Source organism: Rhodococcus sp. GQ147 (assembly GCF_059759155.1).
The window spans coordinates 41385-53913 of sequence record NZ_JCAXDU010000027.1; the positions used below are offsets into that span (position 1 = coordinate 41385).

12 protein-coding genes are annotated in these 12529 nt (G+C 68.3%); 6 read left to right on the top strand and 6 right to left on the bottom strand.

Annotated elements, in window-relative coordinates; all coding sequences use genetic code 11:
* Positions 1 to 27: 27 nt before the first annotated feature.
* A complete protein-coding gene (locus AC6CID_RS22975; RefSeq protein WP_064061550.1) occupies positions 28 to 1032 on the bottom strand; it encodes a LacI family DNA-binding transcriptional regulator in 1005 nt (334 codons plus the stop codon).
* Between the two features lie 101 nt (positions 1033 to 1133).
* Between AC6CID_RS22975 and AC6CID_RS22980 the strand changes: the two genes are divergently transcribed.
* Genes AC6CID_RS22980 through AC6CID_RS22995 form a run of 4 tightly spaced genes read left to right on the top strand, consistent with a single transcriptional unit; the run spans position 1134 to position 5651 of the window.
* Positions 1134 to 2492, top strand: a complete 1359-nt coding sequence (locus tag AC6CID_RS22980) for an MFS transporter (RefSeq protein WP_217579543.1) — start codon at positions 1134 to 1136, stop codon at positions 2490 to 2492.
* On the top strand, positions 2489 to 2959 hold the full coding sequence (gene aroQ, locus AC6CID_RS22985) for a type II 3-dehydroquinate dehydratase (protein ID WP_217579542.1): 471 nt from the start codon (positions 2489 to 2491) through the stop codon (positions 2957 to 2959). The genes AC6CID_RS22980 and aroQ overlap by 4 nt, the downstream gene beginning before the upstream one ends.
* Complete coding sequence (locus tag AC6CID_RS22990) at positions 2956 to 3822, top strand: shikimate dehydrogenase (protein ID WP_217579541.1); 867 nt, start codon at positions 2956 to 2958, stop codon at positions 3820 to 3822. The genes aroQ and AC6CID_RS22990 overlap by 4 nt, the downstream gene beginning before the upstream one ends.
* Positions 3822 to 5651, top strand: a complete 1830-nt coding sequence (locus AC6CID_RS22995) for a sugar phosphate isomerase/epimerase and 4-hydroxyphenylpyruvate domain-containing protein (protein ID WP_064061553.1) — start codon at positions 3822 to 3824, stop codon at positions 5649 to 5651. The genes AC6CID_RS22990 and AC6CID_RS22995 overlap by 1 nt, the downstream gene beginning before the upstream one ends.
* On the opposite strand, the gene AC6CID_RS23000 is transcribed toward AC6CID_RS22995, so the two are convergent.
* Entirely contained in the window at positions 5637 to 6494 is an 858-nt protein-coding gene (locus AC6CID_RS23000; RefSeq protein ID WP_498354548.1) for an alpha/beta hydrolase family protein, read from the bottom strand. The genes AC6CID_RS22995 and AC6CID_RS23000 overlap by 15 nt on opposite strands.
* Before the next feature lie 168 nt (positions 6495 to 6662).
* Here AC6CID_RS23000 and AC6CID_RS23005 point away from each other — a divergent pair, with 168 nt between their 5' ends.
* Complete coding sequence (locus AC6CID_RS23005) at positions 6663 to 7004, top strand: hypothetical protein (RefSeq protein ID WP_064061554.1); 342 nt, start codon at positions 6663 to 6665, stop codon at positions 7002 to 7004.
* 13 nt (positions 7005 to 7017) lie between these two features.
* Here the strand turns inward: AC6CID_RS23005 and AC6CID_RS23010 are convergent, their stop codons facing one another.
* A complete protein-coding gene (locus AC6CID_RS23010; RefSeq protein ID WP_121208853.1) occupies positions 7018 to 7866 on the bottom strand; it encodes an NADPH-dependent oxidoreductase in 849 nt (282 codons plus the stop codon).
* Between the two features lie 197 nt (positions 7867 to 8063).
* On the opposite strand from AC6CID_RS23010, the gene AC6CID_RS23015 reads away from it, so the two are divergent.
* Positions 8064 to 8267 carry a PspC domain-containing protein gene (locus AC6CID_RS23015; RefSeq protein ID WP_006553621.1) on the top strand — a complete coding sequence of 68 codons (204 nt, stop codon included), beginning with the start codon at positions 8064 to 8066 and terminating at the stop codon, positions 8265 to 8267.
* Positions 8268 to 8885: 618 nt separating this feature from the next.
* Here the strand turns inward: AC6CID_RS23015 and AC6CID_RS23020 are convergent.
* The 3 genes from AC6CID_RS23020 to AC6CID_RS23030 all read right to left on the bottom strand — a co-directional run.
* Positions 8886 to 9905, bottom strand: coding sequence for an alpha/beta hydrolase (locus AC6CID_RS23020; RefSeq protein ID WP_498354549.1), 1020 nt, complete (start codon positions 9903 to 9905; stop codon positions 8886 to 8888).
* Positions 9906 to 10194: 289 nt separating this feature from the next.
* On the bottom strand, positions 10195 to 11820 hold the full coding sequence (gene groL / locus AC6CID_RS23025) for a chaperonin GroEL (protein ID WP_024101799.1): 1626 nt from the start codon (positions 11818 to 11820) through the stop codon (positions 10195 to 10197).
* A 280-nt stretch (positions 11821 to 12100) separates the two neighbouring features.
* A partial coding sequence (locus AC6CID_RS23030; protein WP_498354550.1) for a DUF6764 family protein occupies positions 12101 to 12529 on the bottom strand: 429 nt, incomplete at its 5' end.

The window sequence follows — 12529 nt, forward strand, 5'->3', positions numbered from 1 at the left end:
CGTCGAGAAAGACGCACACAACCTCCCTCATCTCGCCGGTCCGGTGGACTCGCGGACGACGAGCTGCGTCGGGAGCACGAGTTCGTCGGCCACCGCGACCCGCTCGTAGGCCTGCCGGGCGAGCATCTCGATGGCGCGCGCCCCGGCGTCCTCGGTGCGTTCGGCGAGCGTGGTGAGCGACGGCCGGCACAGGTCGGAGCCGAAGATGTTGTCGAATCCGACCACGCTCACGTGCTCCGGGACGGACACCCCGCGTTCCCGCATCCGGCGCAGCACCCCGATGGCGAGCATGTCGTTGTGGCACACCACCGCGGTGGCACCGGCCGCCACGGCGGCGTCGGCCGCGGCGGCACCGCCACCGAGCGTCGGCGAGTAGGGGCCGAAGCGACGCATCGCGATGCCGTGAGCCTGCGCCGCGGCCTGCAGACCGGCCCAGCGCCGCGCTCCCGACCACGACTCGGGCGGACCGCCGAGGAACAGCAACGAGCGGTGCCCGAGCGACGCGAGGTGGTCGACGATCTGCCGCGTGCCCGTCTCGTAATCGGCGACAACGCAGGAGATTCCGCGGATCGCCCGGTTCACCAGGGTCACGGCGTCGAATTCGGCGACGCGCCGCAGCTCGTCGTCCGGCATACGGGCGGCCGCCAGGACGAAACCGTCGACGGCCGGCCCCAGCCGCCGGATGATGTGCGCTTCGGTGGTCGCGCTCTCCTGGGTGTCGGCGAGGACGAGGGTCCGGCCGGAGGCGACGGCGGCGCGTTCGGCCCCCTTGATCACGCCCGAGAAGAAGGGGTTCGTGATGTCGGGGACCAGCAGCGCCAGGGTGTTGGTGCGTCCCGATTCGAGGGCGCGGGCCGCGGGGTTGGGTGCGTAGCCGAGCCGGTCGGCGACCTCGAGGATGTGGTCGCGAGTGGCGGCGTTGACGCGACCGGGCTTGGTGAACGTGCGCGAGACCGTCGACGCCGCGACCCCTGCCTCGCGGGCCACATCGGTGATGGTGGCGCGTTTCCGTGAACGCGGAGAGGCCGACATACGGACAGTATGGCAAAAAATGGCAAACGATTGTCGTGGGCTGCGCCACACCCATAACGTCCGTGTATCCGATACTGAAGACCCACCCCCCGAGGCATCCGATGACTGAAAACACCACGGTGCAGCGCACGCCCCGCAAGGCGGCCCTCGCCGCGTGGAGCGGCAGCGCACTGGAGTACTACGACCTGGCGATCTACGGCACCGCCGCTGCGCTCGTCTTCCCCAAGATCTTCTTCCCCGAAGGGAACCAGGCGGTCGCGACCGTCGCGTCGCTCGCCACCTTCGGCATCGCCTACGTCGCGCGCCCGTTCGGGTCCATCCTGATGGGCCACATCGGCGACCGCTTCGGCCGCAAGCTGATCCTCGTCGGCACGCTGCTGCTGATGGGTGTCTCGACATTCCTCATCGGTTGCCTGCCGACCTACGGACAGATCGGCATGCTCGCACCGATCCTGCTGGTCGTGCTGCGACTGCTCCAGGGACTGTCCGCCGCGGGTGAGCAGGCCGGCGCGAACTCCATGTCGTTCGAACATGCCCCCGACGACAGGCGTGGTTTCTTCACCAGCTGGACGCTGAGCGGCACGCAGGGCGGCCAGGTGCTCGCACCGCTGATGTTCCTGCCGGTGATCGCCCTGCTGTCCGAGGAGCAGTTGCAGTCGTGGGGCTGGCGAGTGCCCTTCTGGATCAGCGCCGTGATCGTGCTGGTCGGTTTCCTCATCCGGCGCAGCCTCGACGAGACCCCCGAGTTCCACGCCGAGAAGGCGCACGACGAGGCCCCCAAGGCACCGCTGGCCGTGCTCTTCCGCCACCATTGGACCGGCGTCCTGCGCGTCTTCTTCGCGGCCTTCATCGCCATGGTCAACACGGCCTTCCAGGTGTTCGCCCTCAACTTCGCCACAGCCGACGAGTACGGCATCGGCATCAGCGACACCACGATGCTGTGGCTGGCAATCGTCGCCAACATCATCGCCGTCGGCACCATCCCACTGTGGGCCATGCTGTCCGACCGCATCGGCCGCAAACCGGTCTTCGTCTCCGGCCTGATCGGCAGCGCCGTGATGGTGACGGCCTTCCTGTGGTCGATCTCGCGGGGCGACGTGCCGCTCGTCCTCGTCACCGGCATCCTTCTCGCCGGCGTGATCTACAGCATGCCGAACGCGGTGTGGCCCGCGACCTATGCCGAGTACTTCCCCACCAGCGTCCGACTGTCGGGCATGGCGATCGGCACCCAGTTCGGCTTCGCGCTCGCCGGCTTCACCCCGGCCATCGCAGGGTCGCTCATGGACGGCAACGCCGACAACTGGTACCGCGTGGCCCTGTTCTGTGTCGGCGCCGTCGTCATCTCGTTGATCGCGGTGGCCACCGGACCGTCCGGAACCCACAAGGTCCCCACCCGTGAGATCGGCCTGCTCCCCCACGACCGCAACACCACGCCGGTCCCCGCCGGAGCCGCATCGTGAGTGCGCGTCCCATCATCGCCGTGCTCAACGGGCCCAATCTCAACCTGCTCGGCACGCGCGAACCTCATCTCTACGGCACCGCGACGCTGGCAGACATCGAGAAGTCGTGCCGCCGCACCGCCGACGACCTGGGCTTCGACATCGACTTCCGGCAGAGCAACCACGAGGGCGCACTCATCGACGCCGTCCACGAACTCCGCGAATCGGCAGCCGGTTTCGTCGTCAACGCCGCGGCCTACACGCACACCTCGGTCGCACTGCACGACGCGCTCGTGACCGTCGCGGCACCGATCGTGGAAGTGCACCTGACCAACGTCCACGCCCGCGAGGAGTTCCGGCACCGTTCGTTCGTCGCTCCCGTCGCAAAGGCCGTGATCGCCGGATGCGGCCCCGACGGATACGAGTTCGCCGTCCGTCACCTGGCCGCACTCGCACTCGATACCGAGAAGAAGGAAAGCTCCCGATGACCACCGCAGCGCCCGCACGTACGTCCTTCCTGCTGGGCCTGTTCGGCGCCGGGATCAACGGTTCGCTCACCCCGGCCATGCAGGAACGGGAGGGCTTCGCCTCGGGACTGAACCTGACCTACCGCCTCGTCGACGCCGAGCGCCTCGGCTACGGCGCCGAGAACCTGGCCGAGATGTTCGACTGGGCACAGCGTTTCGGCTTCGACGGGCTCAACATCACGCACCCCTTCAAGCAGGTCGTCATCCCTCTGCTCGATGAGTTGTCCGACGACGCCCACGATCTCGGCGCGGTCAACACGGTGGTGTTCCGGGACGGTCGCGCACTCGGCCGCAATACCGACTGGTCCGGCTGGGGGCGCGCGTTCCGCCGCCGGCTGCCCGAGGCCGTCTCCGACCGCGCCGTGCTGGTCGGGGCCGGCGGTGCCGGTTCGGCCGTCGGGTACGCGCTGCTCGAACAGGGCTCCGCGCACGTGTCCATCGTCGACGTCGACGTCGAGAAGGCGCAGGCCTGCGCGACCCGCCTGGCCAAACGCTTCGGCGACGACCGGGTCCGCGCGACCACCGATCTCGCCGGCGCTCTGGCCTCGGCGCAGGGTCTGGTCAACGCGACCCCCACAGGAATGACCGGCCACCCCGGCCTGCCCGTCCCCGCCGAGCTCGTCCGCGAGGACCTGTGGGTCTCCGACGTCGTGTACTTCCCGCTCGAGACCGAACTGATCCACCTCGCCCGCTCCCGCGGATGCCGCGTGGTGCCCGGTGGCGGCATGGCCGTCTTCCAGGCCGTGGGTGCCTTCGAGTACTTCACGGGCGTCGAACCCGACGCCGAACGAATGGTCCGACACTTCGAGGAGCTGACCAGCTGATGCGCCGCGGAATCGCCACCGTCTCGCTCTCCGGTGTTCTCGCCGACAAACTCGACGCGATCGCCGCTGCAGGATTCGACGGGATCGAAATCTTCGACAACGACCTCATCGCGTCGCCGCTGTCACCCGCCGAGGTAGCGCGGCGCTGCGCCGATCTCGGTCTGTCGATCGACCTGTTCCAGCCGATCCGCGACATCGAGGGCGTCGACCCGCGGCGATTCCCCCACGTCCTGCACCGCGTCCGCCGCAAGCTCGAGGTGATGAACGAGCTCGGCGCAACGACCTTCCTGGCGTGCTCGAACGCGCTGCCGACCGCGATCGACGATCCAGAACTGTCCGCCGAACAGCTGCGCGCCGTCGGCGATCTCGCCGCCTCGCACGGGGTCACCTTCGCCTACGAGGCCCTCGCCTGGGGACGCCACGTCAACCGGGTCGGGCAGGCGTGGAATCTCGTCGAACGCGCCGACCACCCGGCCGTGACGCTGGCCGTGGACACCTTCCACATGCTCGCACGCGGCGACGACGGACGCGCCCTGGCCGGCATCCCCGGCGAACGCATCGGCTTCCTGCAGGTCGCCGACGCCCCGGTGCTCGACATGAACGTCCTCGAATGGAGCCGCCACTTCCGGTGCTTCCCGGGGCAGGGCATGCTCGACGTCTCCGGGGTGGTCGCGGCCGTGCTCGACGCCGGTTACGACGGTCCGCTCTCGCTCGAGGTCTTCAGCGACGTGGTGCGCGAAGCGGATCCGCATGTGACCGCGCGCGACGCGATGCGGTCGCTGCTGTTCCTCGAGGACCGGCTCGGTGCGCGGGTCACCGGGCCCGCACGCGAGAAGGTGACGGTCGCACCGCCGCTTCCGGCGCACACCGACGCGGCGTTCGTCGAACTCGCCGACCCCGACCGCACCGACTACCCGGCGCTGCTCACCGGACTCGGATTCCATGTCGCCGGCCGGCACCGCAGCAAGCCCGTCGTGTGGTGGCGCAACGGCGGCGCGAACGTCGTCCTGAACGAGGAGCCCGCGCCGGGCCCCGCCGCGACCGCGCTGGGTCTCGTCGCCCCCGACGTCGCCGCGGTGGCCGAACGCGCCGCGAACCTGCTGTGGCCCGCGGTCGACCGCACCCGAGGGGAGGGTGAAGCAGGCCTGCCGGGCATCACCTCGCCCTCCGGTCTGCACATCTTCGTCAGTGCCGAGCCGGGGCAGACCGACGACTGGCACAACGACTTCGTGTCCGACGACGCGGCAGCCACTCCCCCGGCCGACGAGGGATGGCTCGGTCTCGACCATGTCGACGTGACGGTCGCGGCGGACGACCTGAACCAGGAGCTGTCGTTCTTCCGCACCCTGTTCGGACTGCGGCCGGAAGACCCCGAGGAGTACATCCAGCCGCAGGGCCGCCTGCGCATCCGTGCACTGCGCGCGGAGAAGGGTGACCTGCGGGTCGCGCTGAACGTCTCCGAGACCGGTGCTGCGCCCCAGCTGCACGGTGTGACCCAGCTGGCCTTCGCCACGGCCGACGTCGTCGACTCGGTACGCCACGCACGTGCGCGCGGCGTGGAGTTCCTCCGGCCGCCCGCGAACTACTACGCGGATCTCGACGCGCGGTTCGTGCTCGACCCCGCCCTGCTCGCCGTCCTGCAGGACAACGGCCTGCTCTACGATCGCAACGACGACGGCGGCGAATTCCTGCACGCCTACACGCTCCCGGTGCAGGGCAATTTCCAGGTCGAACTCCTCGAACGGCGCGGCGGCTACACCGGATACGGCTCCCCCAACGCGCACGTCCGGCTCGCCGCTGCTGCCCGCGCGGGATCAGCGGTCGCGTAGCCAGGCCACGATCTTCGCTACGGTGTCGTTGTTGTCGCGGATCCATCCGTTGTGGCCCAGTGCCCGCGGGTTGTGCCACCGGGCGACGTCGGCGGAGGGCAGCTTCTCGAGCAGGTGCTGCGCCGACGCGACCGGGGTGAGGTCGTCGTCTTCGATCGTGATCGACAGGACGGGCAGCGTGAGACGCCCGACCCGTTCCTCGTAGTCGATGTCCGCACCGGCCGGTTCGAACCGGCCGGTGCGGGCCAGTCGCGCCCAGTCGGAGATCAGCACGCGCGACTGCCGGCCGAAACCGGCGACGTCGATGCGATCACCGGGCCAGAAACCGGCCACCGCGGCGGTCAGCGACATCGCCGTCGACCCGAGCCACAGTCCCGGCCCGCGGATGCCCACGTGCTGGCGGTAGTAGGGCGTGCCCGAGGTGACGAGGATCAGTCCGCCGAGCCGGCCGCGGATGCGCGCGGCGTAGAGCACCCCGAGTTGGCCGCCCATGGAGTGGCCGAGAAGGTACGGCGTCGAGTCGGGGAAGCGCTCCCGCATCACCTCGAAGACAGCGGGGAAGTGCGTCGCGACGATCTCGTGGTAGCCGTAGGTGCTGTCGGGTCCGGGCCTCGGACGGCTGTCGCCCTGGCCGGCCAGTTCACAGATCGCCGCGTCGAATCCGTGCTCGGTGATCGCCTGCCCGAACGGCTCGTAGTAACCGGCAGGGATGCCGAGCCCCGGCACGATCACCACGACGGCGCGGGAGGCGTCGCGGCGTGTCTCGTGCTCGTGGTCGGGTCCCGCGAAGAGGCGCACCGGGGCCGTGGTGCCCCCGGGAAGCTGGATCGGTACGGTCTCCACCGGCCCAGACTAGGCCGATCCGGACGCGGCGGGTGCCGGTTTCCCCAGTGTCCCTGCCACCCCGAGTCCGGAATTCAGGGTCGGGATGGGGGTCGTGCCCGGATGTGCTCGGGCCGGGTCGCGGCGGACGATCGAAATGTCCGGTCCAGCACCCTTTCGGAGGAACCCATGCGTACTCTTGTCACCCGCTCCCGTCTCGCGACCGCCGCCGTCCTGTCGCTCGGCACCGCCGCAGTACTGCTCGGAACAGGAGCTGCCACAGCACAACCCGCGCCCGGTGTGGTCGGCTTGAGCGAGCAGGCCGCGGTCGCCGTGCTCGCCGCGGAGGGTGTGCCGTACTCGATCGTCAACCGGTCCGGTTCCGCCGGCGGCGACTGCACCGTGACCGCTCAGCGCGACCGGGGATACCGGACCGAGGTCGAGTACGAATACGACAGTGACGACAACGAGTTCGATCGTGTCGAACGTCAGGTGTGGCGCGGGGTCGGCCTGACGGTCGTGTGCCGCTGACGCCTCCCTGCGGTCAGTCCAGACCGAAACCGCGCTCCCGCAGAGCTTCCCGCATCTGTTCCCTGCTCCCGAGCGCGCCGGGCGACGCGAAGCGCCCGAGTACACGTTCGACCCAGCTCTCCGCCAGACCCTGATCGCGGTAGAAGCCGGAGATCTCCTCCTCATAGGCGGCGAGGCCGGCATCCCGTTCCTCGGTCGAGTACTGCTCGCGATGCAGCACCACGTCCTGACCCAACCGCGGCTTGACCTCCGACTCCACCTCGGGATCGGGACGGCCCACCACCAGCCCGACCACAGCGAAACTGTGGTCGGGCAGAGCCAGTTCTGCGGCCACGTCACGCGGATGGTTGCGGATGGCCCCGATGTAGACGGTGCCGAGGCCGAGCGATTCCGCGGCGAGCACCGCATTCTGTGCGGCGAGCGCGGCATCGACCACCCCGAGCAGCGCGGACTCCACGTAGTCGACGTTGACGAGATCCTTGCCGTGCTGCTCGGCGACCCGCGCCGCCCGGGCGAGGTCGGCCACCCACACGAGCAGCAGTGGAGCGTCACGCACCGCCGGCTGGTTGCCGGCGAAAGTCGCGATCCGGGCGAGCCGGTCGCGGTCGGTGACGGCCACGACGCTCCACAACTGCAGGTTGCTCGAGCTCGCGGCGGACGAAGCCGCGGCCACGATCGCGCACAGATCATCCTCGGATACCGCTTCGGGAAGGAACTTTCGCACGGAGCGATGCGCCAGTTGGAGAGCGATGACGTCGTTCCACGCGCCGGAGCCACCGCGTCCGGCCACCTGCTCGGCGGCCCGGGTGCCGTACCTGCGGCGCAGTGCGGCGAGCTGTTCGTCCAGGACGACGTCGGTCATGACGGGAGATCTCCTTTTGATCGGCAGTACCGACGGTCGAGTCTGCCTCCTCGCGCCCCGGTCGCCGAGCATTGCCCTCAGCGTGATTTCTGCGTTGTTCGGGCCGGCTCGTCCGACCGACCCCGAGACGAAGATCAGGGTGAAGATCCGGGCCGTTCCCGGATGTGCCGAGACCGTTACGGCGACAGGATGAATACATGAACTTCGAGAACCAGGCTCCCCGTCCCTTCACCCGCTCCTCGTCCCAGCGCATGCTCGGTGGTGTGTGCGCCGGACTGGCCGAGTACTTCAACGTCGACCTCAACCTCGTGCGTGCAGGCGCAGTCCTCGCAGCCTTCGTCACGGGCGGCACCGCCGTGTTGCTCTACCTCGCCCTGTGGATGCTGATCCCCGAGAACTGATCCGGGTCACGGGGTCGGCCGAGACGACGACACCCCCGGCGGAGATCCGCCGGGGGTGTCGTATGCCGCTGCGAGGCAGCGGCACAGCTGTTCAGCTCAGCAGGAACTACTGGCCGAGGCCGAGAACGGCACTGCCGGTCTCGAGCAGGGTGCCGAGCAGTTCGGTGCCGCCGAGCAGTTCGAGGGCAGAGCCGATGAGTTCGATGACGTCCATGTGAATCTCCTTCGTCCGATCACATACCGGACGGGTCTCGTCCGATTGCTTTTCGCCTACCCGGAATTCCGATCGGAATTCCGTCGGGCTCGCATCAATTCTCAACACACTCGACGTGTATGCGCGACCCGAGAGTGCGCAAATCAGGATGTGATGACATTCACACTCGCAGGGAAGCTAGGACGAGCCCGCATATGACCAGCTCACAGCGTCAAGGAAAGAAAACGGAACGTCCGTACCCATTTATTTCTGTTTGAATTCGATATTTCCGTTCGGCCCGATTCATCCCGTTCACCGACCGATTACGGCGAATCGACCGATCTATCGGTTGAATAACGACCGAAAGAAGATGCCCGATTCGACCGGGATCGAATCGGGCATTTCCGGTGGATTGTGCGGGACCTCTACAGTCCGACCGCCTGCGACAGAAGCGGCCACGAGTTGCGCAGATCGTCCTCCCAGTAGTCCCAGGAGTGCGTACCCGCCGGACGCAGGTCGATCCGGGCGGGGATGTCCAACTCCTCGAGTCGCTGGGCCATCCGCTGGGTGCAGTGGTGGACCGGCGCCTCGATGCTGCCGCCGACGACCACCTGCCCGACGAGCCCGATCGGGTCGTTGTTCACCGACCGCGATCCGAGCCGCTCGTACTGCCCGGGCAGACCCGAACCCGACGAGATGTACAGGTCGATACCGCGGAGCTTCTCGGCCTGGAGGTAGGGATCGTTCTCGATCCAGGCCGGATCACCGACCGGGCCCCACATGTTCTCGGGGTCGCCACCCTTGACGCGTACGACGGCCTGCACGTAGGACTGCCCCAGCGGCGTGCTCGTCTCGGCGCATCCGCTGTACGCCCCGACCGCCTCGTACAGCTCGGGGGCCGTCGTGGCGAGGCCGAGCACCGACGTCCCCGACATCGACACTCCCGCAATGGCGTTGCGTCCCGATGTCCCGAACTCCGTGTCGATGACCGGCGGGAGTTCGTGCGTCAGGAAGGTCGTCCACATGTTGCGGCCGAGTGCGGGATCGTCGTTGCGCCAATCGGTGTAGTAGCTGTAGCCGCCGAGGAGCGGCGTGACGACGTTGATGTTCTTGTCCGAGAAGAAGTCCTCGACGTCGGTCTGCTTCTCCCAGGTGGCGATCCCCTGCCCGCCTCCCGAGCCGTTGATCAGGTAGAGGGTGGGACGCGGTTCACTCGAGTCGGCGGGCGTCCGGATCCGGAGGGGGATCACCTTGTCCATCGACGGTGAGTAGACGTTCGCGATGACGGTGCGGTCGCTCTCGTGCTCGACAGAGGTCAGCTCTCCCACCGGTCGCTGATCGTCGGCTTCTACCGACTGCGCGAGAGCGCCTCCGGGAGCCGCGAGGACCATCGACGTTCCCATCGCCACCGTGAGCAGTACCCGCCGTAACCAGGACGACCGCATATTCTCTTCCCCTCGTCGATCCGTCTGGCTGCGCACCTCGGACCGGTTGCGGATCGGCACGAACCTCCGGAACCGGATGAAGTGACACTTTCGTGACATTCATCGTCCGCGGAGCCCCTTTCGTAACGAATATGTGATCGTTCCGTACCGGAGGCCGGAATCGTCGGGGAACAGCACGAGGCCCGACCCCACCGGAGTGGGATCGGGCCTCGTGTGGCTCAGGGGCGGATCAGAAGTCCTCTCCGCCCGCAGGGGCGGATCAGAAGTCCTCTCCGCCCGCAGGGGCGGATCAGAAGTCCATGCCGCCCATGCCGCCGGTCGGGTCGCCCACGGGAGCGGCGGCCTTCTCCGGCTTGTCGGCGACGACGGCCTCGGTCGTCAGGAACAGAGCCGCGATCGACGCAGCGTTCTGCAGCGCCGAGCGGGTGACCTTGACCGGGTCGTTGATGCCCGCTTCGAGCAGGTCCTCGTAGTCGCCGGTCGCAGCGTTGAGGCCGTGGCCGGCCTCGAGGTTGCGGACCTTCTCGGCGACGACGCCGGGCTCGAGGCCGGCGTTGAAGGCGATCTGCTTCAGCGGCGCCTCGAGAGCGACCTTGACGATGTTGGCACCCGTGGCCTCGTCGCCCTCGAGCTTGAGGTCGTCGAGAACCGGAGCGGCCTGCAGCAGGGCCACGCCACCACCGGCGACGATGCCCTCTTCGACGGCAGCCTTCGCGTTGCGGACGGCGTCCTCGATGCGGTGCTTGCGCTCCTTGAGCTCGACCTCGGTCGCGGCACCGGCCTTGATGACGGCGACGCCGCCGGCCAGCTTCGCGAGGCGCTCCTGCAGCTTCTCACGGTCGTAGTCCGAATCCGACGCCTCGATCTCGGCGCGGATCTGGTTGACGCGACCGGCGATGGCGTCGGGATCGCCCGCGCCCTCGACGATGGTGGTCTCGTCCTTGGTGACGACGACCTTGCGGGCCTGGCCGAGCAGCTCGATGCCGGCGGTCTCGAGGGAGAGGCCGACCTCTTCGCTGACGACCTCGCCACCGGTGAGGATGGCGATGTCGGCGAGCTGGGCCTTGCGGCGGTCGCCGAAGCCCGGAGCCTTGACGGCGACCGACTTGAAGGTGCCGCGGATCTTGTTGAGGACCAGGGTGGACAGAGCCTCACCCTCGACGTCCTCGGCGATGATCAGCAGCGGCTTGCCCGACTGGATGACCTTCTCGAGCAGCGGCAGCAGGTCCTTGACCGTGGAGATCTTGGAGCTGACGAGCAGGATGTAGGGATCCTCGAGCACGGCCTCCTGACGCTCTGCGTCGGTGGCGAAGTAGAGGGAGATGTAGCCCTTGTCGAAGCGCATGCCCTCGGTCAGCTCGAGCTGGAGGCCGAAGGTGTTGGACTCCTCGACGGTGATGACGCCTTCCTTGCCCACCTTGTCGATGGCCTCGGCGATGAGCTCACCGATCGCGGGGTCGCCGGCGGAGATGCCTGCGGTGGCGGCGATCTGCTCCTTGGTCTCGACCTCCTTGGCGGTGTCGAGCAGCTTGGCGGTGACGGCCTCGACGGCCTTCTCGATGCCGCGCTTCAGGCCGAGGGGATTGGCGCCCGCAGCAACGTTGCGCAGACCCTCGCGGACGAGCGCCTGGGCGAGCACGGTAGCGGTGGTGGTGCCGTCACCCGCGACGTCGTCGGTCTTCTTGGCAACTTCCTTGACCAGCTCGGCGCCGATCTTCTCGTACGGATCCTCGAGCTCGATCTCCTTGGCGATGGACACACCATCGTTGGTGATCGTGGGGGCGCCCCACTTCTTCTCGAGAACGACGTTGCGACCCTTGGGGCCCAACGTCACCTTGACTGCGTCGGCGAGGCTGTTGAGGCCCCGCTCGAGGCCGCGACGGGCCTCTTCGTCGAACGCGATGATCTTGGCCATTGCGAAGTGATCCTCCGGGTATGGGGGTGACACCGGAGCGATCGCTCGTCGGATCGCTCCATGTACGCCTTCGGCCGGAAGCAGTGCCCGCGACGGACGACCAGGGGTGTCGAAAACCCGGTCTCACCCTACCGACCTGGCACTCACGTGTTGCGAGTGCTAAGTGCATTTTTAGCACTCGGGGGTGGCGAGTGCAAGACTACCGGCACCTGCCACCCCCGTCACGAAATCCGCGAAAGACCGACTACACGGTCGTCCGGATCATCGGTGCCGCGCTCGCTCAACGCGGCGTCGAGCCGACCCCCACGGCGCACCACTGTCCCGTCGCGGTGTTGACCGCGAACGACTGGGCTCCGACGCACGTGACGCCGGTGGTGTCGGCCGTGGCGCCCGACCCGTAGCCGGCCACCGACAGGGTCGTCGCCGGACCCTGAGCCCACGAGTGGCTCAGTCCGCCGCCGAGCGCGTAGGCGAACGACCGGCCGCCGTCACGGGCTGCACTGAGCGCCGTGCCGAAGCCCGTCGCGTGGGCTTCGGCGGCACCGGTCGACTCGGCGACCGACACCGCGGTGCCGCTGTCGGCGGCATACGCGCGAGCGAAGGCGTCCTCGGCGGTGGCGCCGCAGCTGGCGGTATCGGACACCAGGATGTCGTTGGCAGAAGGAGGCGACACACAGGTCACCGGCGCCGCTGCGGCGGTACCCCCAAG

Coding starts and splice junctions, on each gene's coding strand:
- AC6CID_RS22975 (WP_064061550.1), bottom strand. CDS start 1,032: ATGTCGGCCTCTCCGCGTTCACGGAAACGCGCCACCATCACCGATGTG.
- AC6CID_RS22980 (WP_217579543.1), top strand. CDS start 1,134: ATGACTGAAAACACCACGGTGCAGCGCACGCCCCGCAAGGCGGCCCTC.
- AC6CID_RS22990 (WP_217579541.1), top strand. CDS start 2,956: ATGACCACCGCAGCGCCCGCACGTACGTCCTTCCTGCTGGGCCTGTTC.
- AC6CID_RS22995 (WP_064061553.1), top strand. CDS start 3,822: ATGCGCCGCGGAATCGCCACCGTCTCGCTCTCCGGTGTTCTCGCCGAC.
- AC6CID_RS23005 (WP_064061554.1), top strand. CDS start 6,663: ATGCGTACTCTTGTCACCCGCTCCCGTCTCGCGACCGCCGCCGTCCTG.
- AC6CID_RS23010 (WP_121208853.1), bottom strand. CDS start 7,866: ATGACCGACGTCGTCCTGGACGAACAGCTCGCCGCACTGCGCCGCAGG.
- AC6CID_RS23015 (WP_006553621.1), top strand. CDS start 8,064: ATGAACTTCGAGAACCAGGCTCCCCGTCCCTTCACCCGCTCCTCGTCC.
- AC6CID_RS23020 (WP_498354549.1), bottom strand. CDS start 9,905: ATGCGGTCGTCCTGGTTACGGCGGGTACTGCTCACGGTGGCGATGGGA.
- groL (WP_024101799.1), bottom strand. CDS start 11,820: ATGGCCAAGATCATCGCGTTCGACGAAGAGGCCCGTCGCGGCCTCGAG.